20 protein-coding genes are annotated in these 20,954 nt (G+C 73.1%); 14 read left to right on the top strand and 6 right to left on the bottom strand.

What is annotated here, in order from left to right; all coding sequences use genetic code 11:
* Nucleotides 1-45: 45 nt before the first annotated feature.
* The 5 genes from DN069_RS10105 to DN069_RS10080 form a co-directional block, all read right to left on the bottom strand.
* On the bottom strand, nt 46-570 hold the full coding sequence (locus DN069_RS10105; RefSeq protein WP_207892111.1) for a flavin reductase family protein: 525 nt from the start codon (nt 568-570) through the stop codon (nt 46-48).
* Nucleotides 567-1,739, bottom strand: a complete 1,173-nt coding sequence (locus DN069_RS10100; RefSeq protein WP_111500546.1) for an LLM class flavin-dependent oxidoreductase — start codon at nt 1,737-1,739, stop codon at nt 567-569. The genes DN069_RS10105 and DN069_RS10100 overlap by 4 nt, the downstream gene beginning before the upstream one ends.
* A 13-nt stretch (nt 1,740-1,752) precedes the next feature.
* Complete coding sequence (locus DN069_RS10095; protein WP_111500545.1) at nt 1,753-3,120, bottom strand: NtaA/DmoA family FMN-dependent monooxygenase; 1,368 nt, start codon at nt 3,118-3,120, stop codon at nt 1,753-1,755.
* A gap of 21 nt (nt 3,121-3,141) precedes the next feature.
* A complete protein-coding gene (locus DN069_RS10090; RefSeq protein ID WP_111500544.1) occupies nt 3,142-4,407 on the bottom strand; it encodes an LLM class flavin-dependent oxidoreductase in 1,266 nt (421 codons plus the stop codon).
* A gap of 146 nt (nt 4,408-4,553) precedes the next feature.
* Nucleotides 4,554-4,742, bottom strand: coding sequence for a hypothetical protein (locus DN069_RS10080; RefSeq protein WP_111500543.1), 189 nt, complete (start codon nt 4,740-4,742; stop codon nt 4,554-4,556).
* Nucleotides 4,743-5,171: 429 nt separating this feature from the next.
* Here DN069_RS10080 and DN069_RS10075 point away from each other — a divergent pair, with 429 nt between their 5' ends.
* From DN069_RS10075 to DN069_RS10030, 10 genes are all read left to right on the top strand, one after another.
* The gene (locus tag DN069_RS10075; protein ID WP_111500542.1) at nt 5,172-6,188 is read left to right on the top strand and encodes an amino acid ABC transporter permease; all 1,017 of its coding nucleotides are present in this window, start codon (nt 5,172-5,174) and stop codon (nt 6,186-6,188) included.
* A complete protein-coding gene (locus tag DN069_RS10070) occupies nt 6,185-7,009 on the top strand; it encodes an amino acid ABC transporter ATP-binding protein (protein ID WP_111500541.1) in 825 nt (274 codons plus the stop codon). Before DN069_RS10075 ends, DN069_RS10070 begins: the two co-directional genes overlap by 4 nt.
* A gap of 68 nt (nt 7,010-7,077) precedes the next feature.
* Nucleotides 7,078-8,103: an ABC transporter substrate-binding protein gene (locus DN069_RS10065; protein WP_111500540.1), complete on the top strand. Its 1,026-nt coding sequence runs from the start codon at nt 7,078-7,080 to the stop codon at nt 8,101-8,103.
* 64 nt (nt 8,104-8,167) lie between these two features.
* Nucleotides 8,168-8,908: a GNAT family N-acetyltransferase gene (locus DN069_RS10060; RefSeq protein ID WP_111500539.1), complete on the top strand. Its 741-nt coding sequence runs from the start codon at nt 8,168-8,170 to the stop codon at nt 8,906-8,908.
* A gap of 13 nt (nt 8,909-8,921) precedes the next feature.
* Complete coding sequence (locus DN069_RS10055) at nt 8,922-10,175, top strand: ROK family transcriptional regulator (protein WP_111500538.1); 1,254 nt, start codon at nt 8,922-8,924, stop codon at nt 10,173-10,175.
* A gap of 431 nt (nt 10,176-10,606) precedes the next feature.
* Complete coding sequence (locus DN069_RS10050; protein ID WP_111500537.1) at nt 10,607-11,557, top strand: TauD/TfdA dioxygenase family protein; 951 nt, start codon at nt 10,607-10,609, stop codon at nt 11,555-11,557.
* Nucleotides 11,558-11,646: 89 nt separating this feature from the next.
* On the top strand, nt 11,647-12,720 hold the full coding sequence (locus DN069_RS10045) for an ABC transporter substrate-binding protein (protein WP_111500536.1): 1,074 nt from the start codon (nt 11,647-11,649) through the stop codon (nt 12,718-12,720).
* Nucleotides 12,721-12,782: 62 nt separating this feature from the next.
* Nucleotides 12,783-13,628, top strand: a complete 846-nt coding sequence (locus DN069_RS10040; protein ID WP_111500589.1) for an ABC transporter permease — start codon at nt 12,783-12,785, stop codon at nt 13,626-13,628.
* Nucleotides 13,604-14,395, top strand: coding sequence for an ABC transporter ATP-binding protein (locus DN069_RS10035; protein WP_111500535.1), 792 nt, complete (start codon nt 13,604-13,606; stop codon nt 14,393-14,395). Before DN069_RS10040 ends, DN069_RS10035 begins: the two co-directional genes overlap by 25 nt.
* A gap of 1 nt (nt 14,396) precedes the next feature.
* Entirely contained in the window at nt 14,397-15,479 is a 1,083-nt protein-coding gene (locus DN069_RS10030) for an LLM class flavin-dependent oxidoreductase (protein ID WP_111500534.1), read from the top strand.
* A gap of 17 nt (nt 15,480-15,496) precedes the next feature.
* Here the strand turns inward: DN069_RS10030 and DN069_RS10025 are convergent, their stop codons facing one another.
* Nucleotides 15,497-15,847, bottom strand: a complete 351-nt coding sequence (locus DN069_RS10025; protein WP_111500533.1) for a VOC family protein — start codon at nt 15,845-15,847, stop codon at nt 15,497-15,499.
* A 438-nt stretch (nt 15,848-16,285) separates the two neighbouring features.
* Between DN069_RS10025 and DN069_RS10015 the strand changes: the two genes are divergently transcribed.
* From DN069_RS10015 to DN069_RS10000, 4 genes are all read left to right on the top strand, one after another.
* Nucleotides 16,286-16,801, top strand: coding sequence for a putative immunity protein (locus tag DN069_RS10015; protein WP_111500531.1), 516 nt, complete (start codon nt 16,286-16,288; stop codon nt 16,799-16,801).
* Between the two features lie 144 nt (nt 16,802-16,945).
* A complete protein-coding gene (locus DN069_RS10010; protein ID WP_111500530.1) occupies nt 16,946-19,519 on the top strand; it encodes a pullulanase X25 domain-containing protein in 2,574 nt (857 codons plus the stop codon).
* A gap of 79 nt (nt 19,520-19,598) precedes the next feature.
* Nucleotides 19,599-20,618 (top strand): alcohol dehydrogenase, encoded by a 1,020-nt coding sequence (locus DN069_RS10005; protein WP_111500529.1) that lies wholly within the window; start codon nt 19,599-19,601, stop codon nt 20,616-20,618.
* Nucleotides 20,619-20,758: 140 nt separating this feature from the next.
* A complete protein-coding gene (locus DN069_RS10000) occupies nt 20,759-20,953 on the top strand; it encodes a hypothetical protein (RefSeq protein WP_111500528.1) in 195 nt (64 codons plus the stop codon).
* Nucleotide 20,954 lies beyond the last annotated feature (1 nt).

Here is a 20,954-nt window from a genome sequence, read left to right as displayed (position 1 = left end):
CCGCGGCCCGGGAACGGCCCACACGCCCCAGCCGTCGGCCGGCCGTCAGGTCTGCGCCGGCGGCTGGGGCACGGCGATGCGGTGGAAGCCGCTCGCGTGGAAGACCAGCGGCGTGACCGCGTGGTCGGCCTCGAGGGCGTGGATGCGCAGCAGCACGATGTCGTGGTCGCCCGCCGGGACGACGCGTTCGACCGAGCAGTCGAAGCGGGCGGCCGCGCTCTCGACGAGGACCGCACCCTCGCAGGTGGCGTGCCAGTCGAGGCCCGCGAAGCGGTCGCCGTCGCGGGCGGCCAGCCGGCGGCAGGCGAGCTCCTGGTGTGCGCCGAGCACGCTGACGCCGAGTCGGGCGCGGTCGCGCAGCAGCGGCCACGTCGTCGAGCTGTGGGCGACGCAGACCGACAGCAGCGGCGGGTCCAGCGAGACGGAGGTGAACGAGCTGGCCGCCAGGCCGATCGGGGTGCCGTCGTCGGCCAGCGCCGCCACGGCGGTCACCCCGCTCGGGAACGCCCCGAACGCGTGCCGCAGCTCCTGCGCGCCGAGCGGGCGGGCCTCCGAGTGCGTCGCGGTCATCGCCGTCCCCATTCCTCGGCCAGCAGCTCGTGGGACTCGACCCGGTCCTCGTGCCGGTGCGTGATCGTGGTGATGATCAGCTCGTCCGCGCCGGTGGCGTCCCGGAGCGTCTCCAACTGGTCGGCGACCTGCGCCGGCGAGCCGACGAACTGCGTCTGCGTCCGGTCCTCGACCAGCGCCCGGTCCGCGTCGGTCCAGCGGTACGCGCGGGCCTCCTCCGGGGTGGGGAACGCGATCGCGCCGTCCCCACTGCGGATGCTGCGCACCCACAGGCCGTAGCCGGTGGCCAGCTCGCGGGCGGTGGCCTCGTCCTCGGCGACCACCACGTCGGCGGAGACGCTGACATGGGGCCGGTCCAGCTCGGCGGAGGGCGTGAAGGCGGCCCGGTAGCCCGCCACGGCCTCCAGCACGGTCGCCGGGCTGACGTGGTAGTTCGCCGCGAACCGCAGGCCGTGCGCGCCCGCCACCTGGGCGCTGATCCCGGCGCTGCTGCCGAGGATCCACACCTGCAGGTCCGCGCCCTCGCCGGGCACCACGTGGGCCTCCACGCCGTCCGCGGTGGTGTAGCTGCCGTCGAGCAGGGCCAGGACGTCGGCGACCTGCTCGTCGTAGGGCTGGGACTCGGCGCCCGGCAGCTGCAGCAGCCGCCGGTGCAGGGCGAAGCGCGGGTGGCGCAGCAGGTGCTCGACGGAGAAGCGGGCGGGTATCCTCCCCCAGCCTTCGGCCGGGGGTACCCCCTGACCGCCCGGGGTGAGCCCGTCGACGACGGGTGCCGGGACGGTCGTCGCGCCGACCAGGGCCGGCTCGCGGACGGCGTCGGGCGCCGACCGGCCGCCGGAGCGGCCGAGCCCGAGGTCGAAGCGGCCCGGGTGCAGCGCGTCGAGCAGCCCGAACTCCTCGACCGTGGCGAGCGCGGTGCGGTGGCCCATCTGGACGGCGCCCGCCCCGAGCCGGATGGTCGAGGTCGCGGCGGCGGTCAGCGCGAGGACGACGGCGGGGGAGGTCCCCGCGACACCGGGGTTGAGGTGGTGCTCGGCGAACCAGTAGCGCGCGTAGCCGAGGTCCTCGGCGTGCTGGGCCAGGTCGATGCTGTTGCGCAGCGCCTGCGCGGCGTTGGAGCCGGAGGAGACCGGGACGAGGTCGAGAACGGTGAGCGGGGTGTTGGCCATCACAGGTCCTTCGTCAGTGCGCGGCGGCGCGCAGCGGGCGGGGAGCGCCGAGGCCCAGGTGGTCGCGGAGCGTCGTGCCCTGGTACTCGGTGCGGAAGACGCCGCGTTCCTGGAGCAGCGGGATGACGGAGTCGGCGAACTCGTCCAGACCGCCCGGCGTCAGGTGCGGGGCGAGGATGAACCCGTCGCTCGCGTCGGTCTGCACGAACTCGTTCATCGTCTCGGCGACCCGGGCCGGGGTGCCGATGAAGGACTGACGCCCGGTCACCTCGATGATCAGCTCGCGGGTCGACAGGTTCTTGGCCTCGGCCAGGGCGCGCCACTGCGCGGCGACGGCCAGCGGGTCCCGGTGCATCCGCACCGATGCCCGGCCCTGCGCGACGGTGTGCTCGCCGACGAGCGGGTCGAGCCGCGGCAGCGGCCCGTCGGGGTCGTGGTCGCCGAGGTCGCGGTTCCACAGCTGCTCCAGCAGCTTGATCGCGGTCTGGCCGCTGACCTGCTGGTGGCGGATCAGGTCGGCCTTCTCCTGGGCCTCGGCGTCGGTGTCGCCGAGGACGAAGGTGACCCCGGGCAGGATCTTCAACTCGTCGTGGGTGCGGCCGTAGCGGGCCAGGCGGTCCTTGACGTCGGTGTAGAAGGCGCGGCCCGCCTCCAGGGTGCCGTGCCGGGTGAAGATGGCGTCGGCGGCCGAGGCGGCGAACTCGCGGCCCGCCTCGGAGTCCCCGGCCTGGAAGATCACCGGCCGTCCCTGCGGGCCGCGCGGCACGTCGAACCGCCCGGAGATGTCGAACTCGCTGACGTGGTGCTCGAACCGGCCCGGGTTGGGCTCCCGCAGGAAGACGCCGCTCTCCTTGTCCGCGACGATCTCGTCGCCACGCCAGGAGTCGAACAGCTCCGACGCCGCGGTCAGGAACTGCCGGGCGCGCTCGTAGCGGTCCTCCTGGGCGAGGAAGCCGCCGCGGCGGAAGTTCTCGCCGGTGAACGCGTCCCAGGAGGTGACCACGTTCCACGCGGCGCGACCGGCGGAGAGGTGGTCGAGCGAGGCGAACTGCCGTGCCACCTCGTAGGGTTCGTTGAAGGTGGAGTTGATGGTCCCGGCCAGGCCCAGCCGGTCGGTGACGGCGGCCAGGGCGGCGAGCACGGTGAAGGTGTCCGGCCGCCCCACCACGTCGAGGTCGTAGATCCGGCCGTTCTGCTCGCGCAGCCGCAGCCCCTCGGCGAGGAAGAGGAAGTCGAACTTGGCGCGCTCGGCGGTCTGTGCGAGGTGGACGAAGGAGCGGAAGTCGATCTGGCTGCCGGCGGCCGGATCGCTCCAGACGGTGGTGTTGTTGACGCCGGGGAAGTGCGCGGCGAGATGGATCTGCTTGACGGGCTTGCTCATCGCTCGGTCGGTCCTTCGGGCTCAGACGAGGGCGCCGGCGGCGCGGTTGGCGTCACGGACGGCGGGGGCATAGCGGCTGGCGGGTCGCGGCAGGCCGAGCAGTCCGCGCAGGGTGGAGGCCTCGTAGGCGGTGCGGAACGCCCCGCGGCGCTGCAGTTCGGGCACCAGGCCGCGGGTGATCTGCTCCAGGTCGTAGGGCAGGGCGCCCGGCCGCAGCCGGAAGCCCGTCAGCCCCGCCTGCTGCCATTCCTGCAGCAGGTCGGCGAGTTCGGCGGGCGTCCCGGTGAAGACGGCCGCGTCACCGGCCCAGACGGCGCCGCCCTGAGTGTCCAGGCGGGCCTTGCGGTCGGCGGCGGCGCCCGGGTCCTCGTCGAGGAAGACCACCAGGTCGCCGAAGACGTGCACGGTCTCCTCCGCGCGGCCCGCGGCCGCCTGGGCCTCGCGGATCTCGGCCACGATCCGCCGCGCGTCGTCCGCGTCGCGCGGGGTGACGAACCCGAGGTCGGCCGCGCGCCCGACCAGGCGGTAGGGCTCGCTGCGGTGCGCGAGCGCGGCGACCAGCGGCTGGCCCTGCGGCGGGCGCGGCGTGATCGAGGGCCCGCGCACCCGGAACCGGCTGCCCTCGAAGTCGATGTAGTGCAGCTTGTCGCGGTCGATGAACCGGCCGGTGGCGACGTCGCGGATCTCCGCGTCGTCCTCCCAGCTGTCCCAGAGCCGTCGCAGCACCTCGACGTAGTCCTCGGCCTCGCCGAAGAGCTCCTCCAGCACCGCCCGCCCTGACGGCGTGTCGAAGTCCTCGACGCTCAGCCGCGGCGCCGGGCGGCGGCCGAAGTGCGCGGCCTCGTCGGCGCGCCCGGAGACCTTGACGCGGAGCCCTGCCCGGCCGTTGCTCACGTAGTCGAGGGTGGCGACGGCCTTGGAGAGATGGAACGGCTCGGTGTGCGTCACGGTCGCGGTCGGCACCAGACCGATGTGCCGGGTCAGCGGCGCGATCCGGGCGGCGACCAGGACCGCGTCGAGCCGGCCGCGCACCTGGTCGGTGCGCTCGTCCGGCTCGAACGGGTGGGCCGACTGCAGGCTCAGTGCGTCCTCGAGGGTGACCAGGTCGAGCAGGCCGCGCTCGGCCTCGGCGACCAGGTCGGCCCAGTAGCGGGCGGTGAACAGCTCGGCGGGACGCGCGTCGTGCTCGCGCCAGGCCGCGGGATGCCAGCCGGCGCCCTCCAGGGCGACGGCCAGGTGCAGCGGGGCAGGGGACTCGGGCCGAGAATCGGGCCGGGAATCAGGCATGGGAGACCGCTTCCTGTACGAAGTGGTTCGGCCGACGTTCAGGGGCCGGCGCGGAGAGGGTGCGGAGCGCGGCGCGCGGCACGCCTGGTGCCGCCGACGGCACGGGGCCGTCGGTCAGAACGCGGGAGCGGGTGCGGCGCCGCGGGTCAGGCGGCGGCGTGGAGCGCGGCGGCGCGCTGCACGTCGGCGTGCGGGGACGCCGGACACAGCGCGGTGGTCACGCGCTGGAGATCGATGTGCAGCCGCGCACAGGTCGTGGTGACGCTGAAGCGGGCCATCACGGTGACGAGCGCAGGGCGCTGCTCGGCGTGCCGCACTGTCGTCACCTCCGTCATCCGATCAGTTCGCACCGTAACCCGTGAACGGCGGCGGGCACAATCCCGTGGCAAGTCCAACGATGTCTCAGGCTCCGGGCGGTCGTTGACATTCCGCGCGGAACCCGCCTAGCTTTGCCGACCATGGTGACGGCGACGCACGCAGCTCCGGGGACGGCCCAAGGCCGCCACCGCGGCCGCGCTGCCGCCTTCCTGGACCGGGCCGTCGACCTGCAGCGGGTCAGCAGCGCCCTGTGTCCGGGCTCGGGCCGCGCCCTCTGTCGGCGCTGACCGCCCGCTGACGCACGCCCTTTCGCGGCGTGCACCTCCTCGACTCCCGCCTTCGGTGCGGCGTGCCCCGGCGCGCCCCGGGGCGGCTTCCCCCCTCCGCCGGTGCGGCGGCCCGTCGGCACGGGCACGCCCGACACCGGCCTTCGCCGGAGTCCATCCATGAGCGACGCACTCGCCCCTGCCGTGCCTTCGGGCACGACCCGCCCGCCGGACGCGGGCCGGCCCCCGCCGTCCACGCCGCCTCAGCCCCCCTCCGAACCGGTCACCTCCGCGCAGCGGGTGCTCCCGCTGCGCCGCCCGGGCCGCTGGATCCTCAGCGCGGTGGCCCTGGTCCTCGTCGCCCAGCTCGTCCACGGGCTGGCGACCAACCCCTTCTACCAGTGGGACCGCTTCCAGTACTGGTTCGCCCGACCGGTGATCGTGAACGGGCTGGTCGTCACCCTGGAGGTCACGGCGTACAGCGCCGTTCTCGGGCTGGCCGGCGGCATCGCGCTCGCGCTGGCCCGCCTCTCCCGCAGCCCGGTGCTGCGCGCGATCAGCTGGGTCTACGTCTGGTTGTTCCGCTCAATCCCGCTGATCGTGGTGCTGCTCTTCCTCTACAACTTCAGCGCCCTGTACCGCACGTTGAGCCTGGGCGTGCCCTTCGGGCCGGCGTTCTGGCACTTCGACGAGGCGCACCTGGCCACCGACCTGGTGATCGCCGTCGTCGGCCTGAGCCTCAACGAGGCCGCCTACGCCGCCGAGGTGGTGCGCGCGGGCATCCTCTCCGTCGACCAGGGCCAGCACGAGGCGGCCGCCGCCCTCGGACTGCCCCGGCGCTACCAGTTCGCCCGGATCGTCTTCCCCCAGGCGCTGCGCGCCATCGTGCCGGCCTACGTCAACCAGCTGATCGGCCTGGTCAAGGGCACCTCGCTGGTCTTCTACGTCTCGCTGCTCGACCTGTTCGGCTCCGTGCAGAGCATGGGCAGCACCTACCCCGGCGACATCGTGCCGCTGCTGCTGGTCGCGACCGTCTGGTACGTGATCCTCACCAGCGTCGTCTCGGTCGTCCAGTTCTACGTCGAACGTCACTACGCCCGCGGTGCGCTGCGGGCCCTGCCCCCGACGCCGGTGCGGCGCCTGCGCGTCGCGGTGGCCACCCTGGCGGCCCGCGTCCGGAGGGAGACCGCGGCATGAGCATCCCCCGATCCGACGTGCACAGCCCCGAACCGGCGACGGCCGAGGAGGGCGCGGCGGCACCGATCGCGGTCGAGGTCCGCGACGTCCACAAGTGGTACGGGGCCCACCGGGTCCTCGACGGAGTCGACCTGACGGTCCGTGCGGGCGAGGTGACGGTCGTCATCGGCCCGTCCGGCTCGGGCAAGTCGACCCTGCTGCGGGTGATCAACCACCTGGAGCAACCGCAGCTCGGGCACGTCAGCCTGGACGGCGAGCTCGTCGGCGTGCGCTGGCAGCGAGGCCGGCTCCGAGAGTTGAGTGAGCATCAAATCCTCGCCCAGCGCCGCCGGATCGGCTTCGTCTTCCAGGACTTCAACCTCTTCCCACACCTGACCGTGCTCGACAACGTGGCCGCCGCGCCGGTGGCGACCGGCCTACTGCGCAAGCCGGAGGCGCAGCGGCTGGCGCACACCCTGCTAGGCCGGGTGGGGCTGGGAGAGAAGGCCGACGCCTATCCGCGGCAGCTGTCCGGCGGACAGCAGCAGCGCGTGGCCATCGCCCGCGCCCTCGCGCTGCGGCCCGGCGTGATCCTCTTCGACGAACCCACCTCCGCTCTCGATCCGGAACTGGTCGGAGAGGTGCTCGCCGTCATCAAGGACCTCGCCGCCGAGGGCACCACCCTGATCGTCGTCACCCACGAGATCGCCTTCGCCCGCGAGGTCGCCGACCGCGTCGTCTTCATGGACGGCGGCCGGATCCTCGAACACGGCACCCCGGGCGAGGTGCTGGACCACCCGCAACACCCGCGCACCCGCGCCTTCCTGAGCCGGGTCCTCTGAAGCCCCTCGTCCGCCGCAGCCCCTCGTCCGTACACACCACCGACGTCTCCCGCACACAAGGAACAGCCATGCCCAGCAGAGTCATCCAGGGCCTCTCCGCAGGCACCGTCGCAGCCGTGCTCACCGTGGGCCTCACCGCCTGCGGGAGCGGCGCCGCCTCCGACAGCGGCGCAGCCGCCAACTCCGCCGCCAACGCCGCGACCGGCGCCGTCACCGTGGCCGCGCTCGCCAACGGCGCCGGCACGCAGACCGCCGTCAAGGTCGCCGAAGTCGCCTCCCTGCACGCGGAGTTGCCCGCGTCCGTCGCCAGCGGCGGACAGCTGGTCATCGGCGTCGGGGCACTGCCCGCCGGCTTCCCGCCGCTCGCCTACGTCGGCAGCGACCAGCAGACCCTGACCGGCTCCGAGCCGGATCTCGGCCGGCTCGTGGCCGCCGTCCTCGGCCTCAAGCCGGTCGTGGTGAACTCCACCTGGGAGAACCTCTTCGTCGGCATCGACAGCGGCCGGACCGATGTGGGCTTCTCCAACATCACCGACACCGAGGAACGCCAGAAGAAGTACGACTTCGCCTCCTACCGCGAGGACAACCTGGCCTTCGAGGTGGTCAAGGGCAGCAACTGGAACTTCGACGGCGACTACACGACCCTGGCGGGCAAGACCGTCGCCGTCGGCGCCGGCACCAACCAGGAGAAGCTCCTGCTGGAGTGGCAGGCCAGGCTGAAGGCGGCCGGCAAGCAGCTCACCGTCAAGTACTTCCCCGACAACAACGCCACCCACCTGGCGCTGGTCGGCGGCAAGATCGACGCTTACTTCGGCCCCAACCCCGGCATCGCCTACCAGATCGCCCAGGATGCGCGGACGCCCAACCCCACCCGCAACGCGGGCACCTACTCCGGCGCGGGCGCGACGCTCCAGGGGCTGATCGCCGCGACGACCAAGAAGGGCGACGGGTTGGCCAAGCCGGTCGCGGACGCGATCAACCACCTGATCGCGGGCGGCCAGTACGCCGCGTGGCTGGCGGCCTGGAACCTGTCCAACGAGGCCGTCCGCACCGCCCAGATCAACCCTCCGGGCCTGCCCCTCAGCAACTCCTGACGACCCGACAGGGCGGGCCCGTGACGGGCCCGCCCCACCGAACGACCCACGGGAGCGCACCACGGTGTCCACCACCCTTCGCCCACCGCAGTCCGCGAGCCCGGCCGCGACGCACCCCCTCGACAACCCCGCCTGGGCCGCGCTCACCGGCCCGCAGGCCCGGTTCGCCGAGCACGTCGGCCGCGCCGCCCGCTATCCCGGCGACGTCTCGCCGTTCACCGCGCTGGAGGACCCCGCCGATCCCCGCGCCTGGGACGACCTCGCCCTGCTCGTCGGCCCGGGGCGGCTCACCGCCGTGACCGGCGCCGGTGCGGGCGCGGCGGCGGAGGCCGCGCAGGGCTGGCAGATCGTCGAGTCCGGCCAGGGCGTCCAGCTCGTCGACGTCGCCCTGCGGGCCGAACCCGCCCCGGAGGCGGTGCGCCTCGGCCCCGACGACGTCCCCGAGATGCTCGACTTCGTCGCCCGCACCCGCCCGGGGCCTTTCCTGCCGCGCACCGTCGAACTCGGCACTTACCTCGGCATCCGCCGCGGCGGCCGGCTCGTCGCCATGGCGGGCGAGCGGCTGCACCCGCCCGGCTGGACCGAGATCAGCGCGGTCTGCACGGATCCCGCCCACCGCGGCGAGGGCCTGGCGACCCGTCTGGTCCGCGCCGTCGCCGCGGGGATCAGGGACCGCGGCGAGATCCCGTTCCTCCACGCGGCCGCCACGAACACCGGTGCCATCCGGCTCTACGAGAACCTCGGCTTCACCCTGCGCCGCCGCACCTCCTTCCTGCTGGTCCGCGCCCCCGGCCGCCCCGACTGACGGCGCGGCAGCCATGACCCTCACCGCCACGGGCCGCCCCGACGCCCCGTGGGCCGGCCCGGACCGCACCTCGGCGCGGGTGCCGACCCTGGTCGCCCCGCCGGGCCCGCCACAGTCCGGCGCCGACCGGCCGGACGGGGCCGCCGCCGTGCTGCGCGCCGTCCTGGACGCCGGACCCCTGGCCCGCACGGCGATCGCCGCCGGGATTGGACTGAGTGCGGCCGCCGTCTCGCGGCACACCGCCGACCTGCTCGCGATGGGCCTGGTCTGGCAGCCACCCGAACCGGCGCAGCAGCCCCGACCCGGCCGACCCCGCATCCCCCTCGACATCGACACCTCCCACCACCTCGCGGCGGGCGTGCACATCGCCGTCCCGCAGCTCACCTTCTCGCTCACCGACCTGCGCGGGCGCGTCGTCGCCACCGAACGCACGCCGCGCGGGCCGCGGCCCGAGGCGGTACTCGACGGGATCGCCGAACGGCTGCCGGGCTTCCTCCGCCGGCACGCGGGCGCGCGCTCCGTCCTCGGGCTCGGCGTGGTCACCGGCGGCTGGGTGGACCCGGACGCGGGCGTGCTGGTCGAGAACGCCGCGCTCGGCTGGCGCGACGTCCCGCTGCGGCAGGCCCTGCGGCGGGCGGTGCGGCTACCCGTCCACGTGGACGGCCACGCCCGCGCGCTCGCCCGCGCCGAGATGCTGTTCGGCGCGGAGGCCGGCGACGGCGTGCTGATGCACCTCTTCGTGGGCAACACCGTCGACGCGGCGATCGCGACCGGCGGCACCCTGCTGCGGGGCCGCCGGCACGGCGCGGGCGGCATCGCCCACCTGCCCGTGCCCGGGTCGAACCAGACGTGCCCGTGCGGCCGCACCGGCTGCCTGCGCGTCACCGTCTCCGACCGCGTCCTCGCCGCCCGCGCCGCGGCCGACGGCGTCACCGCACGGCCCGAGCTGCCCCTGCTGCTGCGGGCGGCGCACGCGGGCGACGCGCGTGCGGTGGAACTGCTGCGGGCCAGAATCCGGCTGGTCGCCGAGGCCGTCCGGCCGATGCTGGACGTGATCAGCCCGGACTCCGTCGTCCTGACCGAGGCGGCCGTGCTCCATCTCCCGTACCTGCTCCCGGAGGTGAGCCATGCGCTCGGCGGCGCCCGCGGCCTCGTGCGGGCCGGTTCCTTCGGAGCGGACACGCTCGCGGTGGCGGCGGCCGCGCCGGTGCTCGCCGCCGTCTACCAGGACCCGCTGGGCCTGCGCACGGTCGGCGGCGCCCGATGACGCGCTCCCGCGCGGAGTTTCTTCCGCGCCGCCACAAACCGTTGTCCGGCTCCGGGGCCGGGCGCCAGACTGAGGCCATGGACGCGCAGCGCAAGGCCACGATCCGGGGAGCCGCACAGCGGATCCCCGTGAACGCCTTCCGCGCGCACCACTTCGCCGGGCTGGGCTGTCACGCCGGCTGACCGGCCCCTCGCCGACGCGCTCCGCCGCGTCCGGCCCGCGGCGCCGAGCGCCGCCGTCCGCGCCACCTCCCCGCTCGCCCCGCGCTGACGCGCGGGCCGGCGGCTTCGCCGCCCTGCGTGTTCTCGTCGGCACGCGATGCCGTCATGCCCCGGCGCCTCATGCCCCGAGGCGCCCCGAGCGAGCCACCGTCACCGACGCACGATCACCGACACACCGTCAGCCATCCCATTTCCGAAGGGAAACTCCCCATGAGCACGCTCTCCGTCCGTCCCGTCGCCGGTCACATCGGCGCCGACATCGACGGCGTCGACCTCGCCCGGCCGTTGTCCGCCGAGGACGTCGACGCCGTCCGGCAGGCCCTGCACCGCCACAAGGTCGTCTTCTTCCGGGGCCAGACCCTGGACCACGCGGCCCAGATCGCCTTCGCCCGCCAGTTCGGCGAGCTGACCTACGCCCACCCGCACGACGACGCCCCGCCGCAGGACCACCCGGAGATCTTCACCGTCGACCCGCGCCGCTTCGAGGAGCGCTACGGCAAGGACTTCCGCGACGAGTACCGCAAGCGCCAGTACAGCTACGTCGAGGGCTGGCACACCGACGTCACCGCCGCGGTGAACCCGCCGGCCGGCTCCATCCTGCGCGCCGAGACCGTCCCGGAGTTCGGCGGCGACACGCAGTGGACGAGCCTCGTGGCAGCCTACGAGGGACTGTCCGCGCCGGTCCGCGCCTTCGTGGACACCCTGCGCGCCGAGCACCGCTACGGCGGCAGCCGACCGGTGGAGAGCGACAGCGAGTACGCCCGCCGGATCAACGACAACCTGCTCGTGGCCGTCCACCCCGTGGTGCGCGTGCACCCGGAGACGGGGGAGCGCGCGCTGTTCGTGAACCCGGTGTTCACCAGCCACATCGTCGACGTCACCCCGGCCGAGAGCAAGCGGATCCTCGACCTGCTCTACGCGGAGATCACCCGGCCCGAGTACACGGTGCGACTGCGCTGGGAGGCCGGGCACGTCGCCTTCTGGGACAACCGCGCCACCGCCCACCTGGCCCCGCGCGACCTGGAGCACCTGGACGTCGAGCGGCGCCTGCACCGCGTCACGCTGATCGGCGAGACGCCTGTCGGGCCGGAAGGACGCGAGTCGGAGCTGCTCGCCGGACGCCCCTTCACCGCCGACCACCGGGTCGCCGTCGCCTCCTGACGACGGCTCACCCGGCGTCCCCCCGTCCCCGACCGGAAGGCGGCCCCTCCAGCGGGGGCCGCCTCCCACCCGAAAGGACCGTTCCCCCCGTGTCCGCGCTCCAGGGCCACTCCGCCCCCGCCCCGAACCGACGCGTCTTCCTGCAGACCCTGCTCGGCGCCGGCGCCGCGCTCGGCCTCAGCGCCTGCACGGCGGCCGCCGCCAGCGGCCCCGCTCTGTCGTCGAGCGCCCCGCTGCCGAGCAGCCTGCCCACCGGCACCAGCCTGAGCGTCGCCTCGGCGCTCGGCGCCCAACAGCTCCAACTCCAGCTCTCCGGGCTGATCCGGCAGATCCCGTTCACCGTCTCCTCCTGGCCGAACATCGCGGCCGGACCGGACGTGATCAACGCCTTCCGCGCCCACTCGCTCGACCTGGCGAACAACGCCGGCATCCCGCCGATCCAGGCGCACTACCAGGGCTACGACGCCCGCATCGTCGCCCTCGACCTGACCCGCAAGCCGTCCTACCTGTTCGCCACCAAGCCGCACAGCGACATCCGGACGGTGGCGCAGTTCGCGGGCCGGCGGCTGGCGTTCTCCCAGGGGCAGGCCCAGGGCGTGGTGCTGCTGCGGGCCCTGCACGCCGCCGGGCTCAAGGACTCGGACGTGCAGCTGGTGCCGCTGACCAGCGACCAGTTCCTCACCGCGCTGGAGGCGGGCCAGGTGGACATCGCGCCGCTGGCGATCTCGCAGGCCCTGGCCTACCTCAACCGCTACGCCGCGGACGGCGCCCACACCATCGACACCGCCGTGGTCGACCTGCTGAACCTGCTGTGGGCGCCGGCCGAGGTGCTCGCGGACGCGGACAAGGCCGCGGCCGTCGCGGCCTTCGTCCCGATCTGGGCCAAGGGCCTGGTCTGGGTCTACGAGAACCCGTCGGTGTGGGAGCAGGAGTACTACGTCAAGACCCAGAACATCAGCCTCGCCCAGGCGCAGCAGGTGACAGCGCTGAGCAACAAGCCGCTGCTGCCGCCGAGTTGGGACGAGGCCATCGCCTGGGAGCAGCAGACGATCGACCTCCTCGCCCAGGGCGGCTATGTGAAGTCCTTCCGAGCCGAGACCCTCTTCGATCGCCGCTTCGAGCATCTCGCGGCCGCCGCCGTCCCCGTCGAGTACCGGAGCTGACCATGGCCGAACACGTATCGACGGCGGTCGTGACCGCGCCCCAGCCGGTCCATCCCGCGTCCATGCCGGCTCCGGCGCCGGCCACGACGCCGGTGTCCGTCGCGCGCGGCGGGCCGACCGGCCGTCCCCGCACCCGCCGGCTCGCGCCCGGGCCGCGCCGGCCCTACGCCCGGCTGCTCGGCCCGCTGCTGCTGCTCGCCGTGTGGGCCGGAGCCAGCGGCGCCGGGCTGCTGGACCCGCGCGTGCTGCCGGCCCCCTGGACCGTGCTGCACACCGGCGCGCACCTGTGGACGGGGGGAACGCTGCGCACCGATCTGGCCACCTCGCTGTGGCGGGCCGCGCAGGGATTCGCCATCGGCCTGGCGGCCGGGGTGGTGCTGGCGCTGGCCGCCGGGCTGAGCCGGACCGGCGAGGCACTGATCGACGGCACCGTCCAGGTCAACCGCGCCGTGCCCACCCTGGGCCTGATCCCGCTGTTCATCCTCTGGCTCGGCATCGGTGAGACCTTCAAGGTCGTCATCATCGCGATCGTCGTGTACATCCCCGTCTACCTCAACCTGCACGCCGCCCTCGCCGGTATCGACGCACGCTATGTCGAACTCGCCGAGGTGCTGAGACTGAGCCGATGGCAGTTCGTCCGACAGGTCGTCATTCCCGGAGCCCTGCCCGGATTCTTCGTCGGGCTGCGCCTGGCCGTCACCGGCTCCTGGCTCTCCCTGGTCGTCCTGGAGCAGATCAACGCCACCAACGGCCTCGGCTACCTGATGTTCCAGGCGCAGAACTACGGCCAGACCGACGTCATCGTCCTCGGACTGCTGATCTACGGAGTCTTCGGCTTCGCCTCCGACTCAGCCGTCCGTCTTCTGGAGAGGAGGGTGCTGGCATGGCGCCGCTCACTGAGCAGTTGAAGGCCCCGCAGCCGACCCCGACCCCGTCCCGCCCCGCCGTCCGGCTCACGGGGCTCACCCGCTCCTTCGGTGCCCGGACCGTCCTCGACGGCGTCGACCTGGACATCCCGGCCGGGCAGTTCGTCGCCCTGCTCGGCCACTCCGGCTCCGGCAAGAGCACCCTGCTGCGCGCCGTCGCGGGCCTCGACCACGACACCGCGGGCAGTGGCGAACTCAGCACCCCGGAACGGGTCTCGGTGGTCTTCCAGGACTCCCGCCTGCTGCCCTGGCGGCGGGTGCTCGACAACGTCCTGCTCGGCACGCCCAAGCGGGACGCCGAGGGGCGCGACGCGGCCGGGCGCGGCCGGGCGGCGCTCGCCGAGGTCGGCCTGGCGGGACGGGAGAACGCCTGGCCGGGGCAGCTGTCAGGCGGTGAGCAGCAGCGCGCCGCGCTGGCCCGCTCCTTGGTCCGCGAGCCCGAACTCCTGCTCGCCGACGAGCCGTTCGGCGCCCTCGACGCGCTGACCCGGATCCGCATGCACACCCTGCTGCGCGAGCTGTGGCAGCGCCACCACCCCTCGGTGCTGCTGGTCACCCACGACGTCGACGAGGCCGCCGTGCTCGCCGACCGGGTCCTGGTCCTCGACCACGGGCGGATCGCCGTCGACCTGACGGTCGACCTGCCGCACCCCCGGTCCTATCGCGACCCGCGGCTGGGCGAGTACCGCGAGCGGCTGCTGGCCGCCCTCGGCGTCCGCCCCGACGGCGAACCGGCCGGAGGGAACTGACGTGGGGGAGCATCTCTGGTACATCCCCAACACCGTCGAGCCCGGCCACCGCGGCGACGACACCCGGGACGGCTGGGGCACGCTCGACCACTCCACCGAGCTCGCCCTCGCGGCCGAGGAGCACGGCTGGGCCGGGGCGCTGCTCGGCACCGGTTGGGGCCGGCCGGACACCTTCACCGTGGCCGCCGCCCTGGCCGCCCGCACCACGACCTTCAAGCCGCTGATCGCGGTCCGCCCCGGCTACTGGCACCCGGCCAACTTCGCCGCGGCCGCCGCCACGCTCGACCAGCTCAGCCGGGGCCGGGTGCTGGTCAACATCGTCAGCGGCCTGGACACCCCCGCCGCCTACGGCGACGGCGCGTTCGACCCGGCCCAGCGCTACGCCCGCACCCTGGAGTTCCTGCGGCTCGTGCGGCGCCTGTGGCGCGAGGAGCAGGTCACCTTCCACGGCGAGCACTACCGCGTGGACGACTCCACGCTGCGGCCCCGCCCGTGGGGCGCGGAGGAGGGACGCCAGCCGCGGCTCTACTTCGGCGGCGCCAGCGCCGCCGCCGAGCAGGTCGCGGCGCGCGAGGCCGACGTCCAGCTGTTCTGGGGCGAGCCGCTGGACGGCGTCGCCGGGCGGATCGACCGGCTGCGTACGCTCAGCGAGGCGGTCGGCCGGACACACCCGCCACTGGAGTTCGGGCTCCGCGTCACCACCGTGGTCCGCGACACCACCGAGCAGGCCTGGCACGACGCCGAGCGGAAGGTCGCCCGGATGGCACGGGAGGGCGGGCAGGATCCCGAGGCGCTCCAGCGCCGGACGGCCGTCGGCCAGCGCCGCCTGCTCGACCTGACGGAGCGCGGCGAGGTCCTGGACAGCTGCCTCTACACCGCGCCCGGCCGGTACGGGGGCGCGGGTGCGGGGACGACGTGGCTGGTCGGCTCGGCGAGCGACGTCGCGGCCGCGCTGCACCGCTACCGCGCCCTCGGCGTGACGCACTTCGTGCTGTCCGACACGCCCTACAAGGAGGAGATCGCCCGGATCGGTGACCAACTCCTCCCGCTGCTGCGGCAGACCCCGTCCCGCACCATCCCTTGACCTTCGGGCGCGCCTGCTCAGGCGCTCGGCGCGCCGCGCAGACCGATCACGTTGCCGTCGGCGTCCTTGACCGTGGCGATCTGCGCGCCGCCGCCTACGTCGGTCGGCTCCTGCAGCACGCCGGCGCCAGCCGCGACCAGCGCGTCGAACCGCGCCCGGATGTCGTCGACGTCCACGTAGGGGACCGGCCCCGTCATGCCCTGCTCGAAGCCGTGCGGGTTCAGCCCGATGTTCTGGCCGTCGACGGTCCAGCCGACGTAGTACGGCGTGTCCTGGGCCGGCGGCTCACCCAGCAGGGTCGTGAACAGGGCCTTTGCCTGCTCCAGGTCCTTGGTGGGGTAGATGATCGCCTTGAAGTTGTCAGCCATGGCACACGCTCCTGAGTTCCCTGCAGCCGGGAGTTCCGGCCGCGTTCTCACGCTAGGGCGGGCCGGACCTGGCAGCTTCTCCGTTCCTGCTCGATGGCGGACGGAGGGGGGCGGGCTGATCGGTGACCCGTACGCTGCTCGTCGTGCCGAGATCGAAGCGTGGGTTGAAGTGGGTTGTGACCGTTGGCGTCGCTGTGGTGTTCACGGTGGTGTTGTGGTTGGTCGGTATTCCGGCGCCGTGGGCTGAGGCGCCGATTGGGCTTCTGATCGGTCGTGTGACCTTCGAGTGGATCAATGTGGGGCGCGGCCAGAGGTAGACGCCCGCGCGCCAACTTCGTCGTCGATATCCTCGTAGGGTCGGGTTCTCCCGGCTGATCAGCAGTCGCGCTACGCCGAGCGCCAGTCCTGCTCCGGCGAACGAGCCGGAGGGGTTGAACTGTGATCTTGCCCAAGGAGCGCGACCCTCGGTTCATCACCATCCGCCGTGGCGGAAGCCTCACAGACGCCGATCATCGGCTCCTGGCTGTGTGGGCGGCTGCGTGTGCGGAGCACGTGCTGCACCACTTCGAGGCGGCGCAGCCCGCAGACCTCCGGCCTCGTGAGGCGATCGAGCAGATTCGCGCGTGGGCTCGCGGCGAGATCAGGATGTCTGAATCGCGCGCGGCGGGTGGCCATGCCATGGCTGCGGCCCGAGTGTTGAGCGGCGCGGCTCGTCACGCAGCGTTCGCTGCCGGCCAAGCCGCGGTGGTGGCGCATGTCGCCGCACACGAGCTGGGTGCTGCGGCCTACGCGATCAAGGCTGTCCGTGCGGCGGTGCCCGCGAGCGAGGCGGAGACCGCCGGACGGATCGAGTGTCGCTGGCAGCGCGAACAACTCCCGGACGCGATTCGTGAGCTTGTCCTGGACGACCAGCGCCTGCGCAACGAGATCTGCTGGTCGGTCTTCGAGTGCTGAATGCGGCTTGCCGCTCCTCAGTCCAGAAACTTGCAGAAAATCTTTGCAGACTTCTTGTCCTGGGGCTCCGCCGGTGCGACTGTCGTGAGCGCGCGACGAGGGGACTCGCCGACGCGTCCCCGACGGCCCCTCAGGAGTGCACGCATGAACCACCACCTCGTCAGACCTCCGAGACCGGGACGACGCTGGATCGGGCGAGCCGGGGCGCTCCTCGCGGTCGTCGCGCTGCTCGGTGGCGGCGCCGTCTCCCGGCCGGTGCCCGCCCGGGCGGACGCGCCGACCTCGGTCGGGCTGCCGGGGACCTTCGACACCGCCCTCGGCTGCTCCGGCACCTGGCAGCCGGCCTGTGCGCAGGACCAGATGACCCTCGCGTCCGACGGGCGCTGGAAGGCGTCACTGAACCTGCCCGCCGGCAGCTACTCCTACAAGGTCGCCATCGACGGCGCGTGGACGGAGAACTACGGCGCGGGCGGCGCGCCTGGCGGCGCGAACATCGACATCACCGTGCCCGCCGGTGGCGAAACCGTGGCCTTCGTCTACGACCCGGACACCCACGTCGTCACCGACGACTCCGCGATGCCGGTCGTCACCGCCACCGGCGACTGGCAGACCGCGGTCGGTTGCGGCGCCACCTGGTCCGCCACCTGTGCGGGTACGACCATGACGGACCCGTCCGGAACCGGAGTCTCCACCTGGTCAACCACCGCCATCCCTGCGGGCAGTTGGAACACCAAGGTCACTCTCGGCCAGTCCTGGAACACCAACTACGGGGCGGGCGGGGTAGCGAACGGCGCCAACATCCCGTTCACGGTGCCCGACAACGGGGCCACCACGACCTTCTCCTACAACGAGGCCACCCACCTGGAGACGGTCGTCAGCAGCAACGGCCCGACCGCTCCGCTCAACACGCTGGGGGCGCTGTACACCGCCTCCGCCACCACCTTCCGGCTCTGGTCCCCGGACAGCTCCAACGTCACCGTCAGCATCGGCGGCACCAGTCACCCGCTGAGTCCGACCGCGCTCAGCGGCTACTCGAACGTCTACCAGGCGGTCGTCAGCGGCAACCTGCTGGACCAGGACTACCAGTTCTACGTCAACGGCGTGGCCGTGCCGGACCCGTACGCGCAGATGGTGGTGCCGAACACCACGGAGGGTGTCGTCGTCGACACGGCCGCCGTCACCCCCACCGACGGCGGCTGGGACCCGCGCCCGGCCCTGGTCGACCGCACGGACGCGGTGGTCTACGAGCTGAGCGTCCACGACTACACCGTCGACCCGAGCTCCGGCGTGGACGCGGCCAAGCGCGGCACGTTCCTCGGGCTGGTGGAGAACGGCACCACCTACGACGGGGTCAGCACCGGCATCGACCACCTCAAGCAGCTGGGCGTGACGGCCGTCCAGATCATGCCCTCGTTCGACTTCGGCAGCACCGTGCCCAACTGGGGCTACGACCCGGTGAACTACAACGTGCCCGAGGAGCAGTACTCCCAGTTCACCGCGCCGGAGGACCGGATCCGCGAGTTCAAGGACATGGTCAACGCGTTCCACAAGAACGGCATCCGCGTGATCATGGACGTGGTCTACAACCACACCTACACCAAGAGCGTGTTCGGCAACATCAGCGGCAAGTACTACACGGCGACCGACCTGTCCGGCACGGGCGACTCGATCGACGACGGCAACCCGATGGTCAGCCAGATGATCCAGGACTCCCTGGAGCACTGGGTCCGCGACTACAACGTCGACGGCTTCCGCTTCGACCTGGCGGGCGTGCACTACTACAACAACGTCTACGCCTGGGCGAACTACCTCCAGACCAGCTACGCCGACCGCGACCTGATGATGTACGGCGAACCGTGGAACGGCGGGGCGAGCGACCCGAACGAGCCGCAGAAGGTCCGCTACGGCACCATGCCCGCGCTGTCGCCGGTGCACTTCGGCGCCTTCAACGGCGTCTACCGTGACGCGATCCGCGGCGGCACGAACGACAACGTCTTCGGCTACATGGGCGACAACGGCAACCCCTCCGCCATCGCCTTCGGCATGACCGGCTCGCCGACCGACGCGGACAGCACGGCGACGGTCTCCAACCTGTGGACCCCGGCCTTCGCGGTCAACCCCGAACAGACCATGAACTACGTCTCGATCCACGACAACCTGAACCTCTACGACAAGATCACCTACTCCGGCGGGACCGGCGGAGCCACCGGCACCGCCGGGGCGATCGACAAGCTGGCCGTCGGCACGATCCTCACCTCGCAGGGCGTCCCGGTCATCGCCGAGGGCGACGAGTTCCTCCGGTCCAAGGTGGTGAACGGCGACTACACCACGGCGATGAACTCCTACAACGCCCCCGACGCGGTCAACGCGATCCACTGGGGCGACCTGGTCACCAACGCGAACATCGCCGGCTACTACCGGGACGCCATCGCCCTGCGCAAGGCCACCGCCTCGCTGCGGCTCACGACCTGGGCCGCGGTCAAGAACCAGATCGCCACCCGGGTCGACGGCTCGGTCGTCATCGCCGAGATCAGCTCGAACCCGGCGGCGCCGACCACGTACGACACCGTCGTCGTGGTGAACCCCACCACCAGCACCTACAACGTCACCCTGCCGGCGGCCGGGAGCTGGACCAAGGTACTGGACGGCGGCGGGGCCACCTCCGCCACCGGCACCTCCTGCGCCCCCCAGGCGGTGACCGTCTTCACCACGGGTTGACCCGCCGGGTCTCCGACATGCGGCGAGCCGGGACCGGGCGTCTACTGGCCCGGGGGCCGACAGCGTGGGAGGCATCCGGATGGGCAGCTATCGAGTCCAGCAGGTGGCGGCGGCGGGCCAGCCGTTCGCGGCGGTCGAACGGGAGCTCGTCCCGCCCGGCCGGGGCCAGGTGCGGATCGCCGTGGAGGCCTGCGGCATCTGCCACAGCGACGCGTACTTCGTCGGCGGCGTGCTGCCGGGCCTGCGCTTCCCGCTGGTGCCCGGCCACGAGATCGCCGGCCGCATCGCCGAGCTCGGGGACGGGGTCCCCGACGTGTGGCAGGTGGGCGACCGGGTGGCGGTGGGCTGGTTCGGCGGCAGCTGCGGGGTCTGCCCCCAGTGCCGCCAGGGCGACTTCATCGTCTGCCGGAACCTGAAGGTCCCCGGCTGGGCCTACGACGGCGGCTACGCCGAGTCCGTGACCGCGCCCGTCGACGCCCTCGCGCGGATCCCCGACGGGCTCGCCGCCGCCGACGCGGCGCCGCTCGGCTGCGCGGGCGTGACCACGTTCAACGGGCTGCGCCGCAGCGCCGCCCGGCCCGGCGACCGGGTCGCCGTCCTCGGGCTGGGCGGACTCGGCCACCTCGCCGTCCGCTACGCCGTCGCGATGGGGTTCGAGACCGTCGCGATCGCCCGCGGCGCCGAGAAGGCCGACTTCGCCAAGCAGCTGGGCGCCCACCACTATGTCGACAGCACGGCGTCGACCGGCGTCGCCCAGGCCCTGCAGGCGCTCGGCGGAGCCCGGGTCGTGCTCGCCACCGCCGCCAACTCCGCGGCGATCAGCGCGACGGTCGACGGACTCGTGCCCCGCGGCGAACTGGTGCTGGTCGGCGTCGACGCGGAACCCCTGCAGATCACTCCGGGCCAGCTCATCGGGTCCGCCAAGGTCGTCAGCGGCCACCCCTCCGGCACCGCCCAGGACGTCGAGGACACCATGGCCTTCAGCGCCCTGCACGGCATCCGTCCCATCAGCGAGACCGTGCCGCTCGCCCAGGCCGGCGAGGCGTTCCAGAAGATGCTCGCCGGGGCGGCCCGCTTCCGCATGGTGCTGACGATGTGAGAGGCCCTCGATGTGAAGGCCCTGGGGAGAACTGGGCCATCGGGGTGGAAGTCGGTGGTGAAACAGTGCGTCAGCCCGCCTGGTGCGGAAGGCTGAAGGGGCGGGGGGAAACCTTTCAGGAGCCGTCCTGGAGTTGTCCCATGATGACCGTCGTCCTCACCGTCCTGCTCACCCCGCTCTTCCTGCTGCTGGTCGGGTTGGCCTTCGAGAGCCGGGTGCGCCTGCCGCGCAGGCAGCCCGCGCGGCAGGCGCACCCGGCAGCCGAGGCCCGGACCCCGGCGGGTGAACCCGCGCAGCCGGCGTCAGCCGCGCGGCGTGTCGATATCCTCGGCTGAG

Source organism: Streptacidiphilus pinicola (genome assembly GCF_003258295.1).
Lineage (GTDB): Bacteria > Actinomycetota > Actinomycetes > Streptomycetales > Streptomycetaceae > Streptacidiphilus > Streptacidiphilus pinicola.
The sequence above is the reverse complement of the archived record's forward strand: the minus strand, read 5'-3'. Positions and strand labels throughout refer to the sequence as shown.

What these genes read in the sequence shown, in the direction of transcription:
- DN069_RS10025 (WP_111500533.1), bottom strand. Translation starts at nt 15,847, where the DNA reads ATGGCTGACAACTTCAAGGCGATCATCTACCCCACCAAGGACCTGGAG.
- DN069_RS10090 (WP_111500544.1), bottom strand. Translation starts at nt 4,407, where the DNA reads ATGCCTGATTCCCGGCCCGATTCTCGGCCCGAGTCCCCTGCCCCGCTG.
- DN069_RS10050 (WP_111500537.1), top strand. Translation starts at nt 10,607, where the DNA reads ATGAGCACGCTCTCCGTCCGTCCCGTCGCCGGTCACATCGGCGCCGAC.
- DN069_RS10065 (WP_111500540.1), top strand. Translation starts at nt 7,078, where the DNA reads ATGCCCAGCAGAGTCATCCAGGGCCTCTCCGCAGGCACCGTCGCAGCC.
- DN069_RS10000 (WP_111500528.1), top strand. Translation starts at nt 20,759, where the DNA reads ATGATGACCGTCGTCCTCACCGTCCTGCTCACCCCGCTCTTCCTGCTG.
- DN069_RS10010 (WP_111500530.1), top strand. Translation starts at nt 16,946, where the DNA reads ATGAACCACCACCTCGTCAGACCTCCGAGACCGGGACGACGCTGGATC.
- DN069_RS10075 (WP_111500542.1), top strand. Translation starts at nt 5,172, where the DNA reads ATGAGCGACGCACTCGCCCCTGCCGTGCCTTCGGGCACGACCCGCCCG.
- DN069_RS10035 (WP_111500535.1), top strand. Translation starts at nt 13,604, where the DNA reads ATGGCGCCGCTCACTGAGCAGTTGAAGGCCCCGCAGCCGACCCCGACC.
- DN069_RS10105 (WP_207892111.1), bottom strand. Translation starts at nt 570, where the DNA reads ATGACCGCGACGCACTCGGAGGCCCGCCCGCTCGGCGCGCAGGAGCTG.
- DN069_RS10100 (WP_111500546.1), bottom strand. Translation starts at nt 1,739, where the DNA reads ATGGCCAACACCCCGCTCACCGTTCTCGACCTCGTCCCGGTCTCCTCC.
- DN069_RS10040 (WP_111500589.1), top strand. Translation starts at nt 12,783, where the DNA reads ATGCCGGCTCCGGCGCCGGCCACGACGCCGGTGTCCGTCGCGCGCGGC.
- DN069_RS10095 (WP_111500545.1), bottom strand. Translation starts at nt 3,120, where the DNA reads ATGAGCAAGCCCGTCAAGCAGATCCATCTCGCCGCGCACTTCCCCGGC.
- DN069_RS10080 (WP_111500543.1), bottom strand. Translation starts at nt 4,742, where the DNA reads ATGACGGAGGTGACGACAGTGCGGCACGCCGAGCAGCGCCCTGCGCTC.
- DN069_RS10070 (WP_111500541.1), top strand. Translation starts at nt 6,185, where the DNA reads ATGAGCATCCCCCGATCCGACGTGCACAGCCCCGAACCGGCGACGGCC.
- DN069_RS10055 (WP_111500538.1), top strand. Translation starts at nt 8,922, where the DNA reads ATGACCCTCACCGCCACGGGCCGCCCCGACGCCCCGTGGGCCGGCCCG.
- DN069_RS10005 (WP_111500529.1), top strand. Translation starts at nt 19,599, where the DNA reads ATGGGCAGCTATCGAGTCCAGCAGGTGGCGGCGGCGGGCCAGCCGTTC.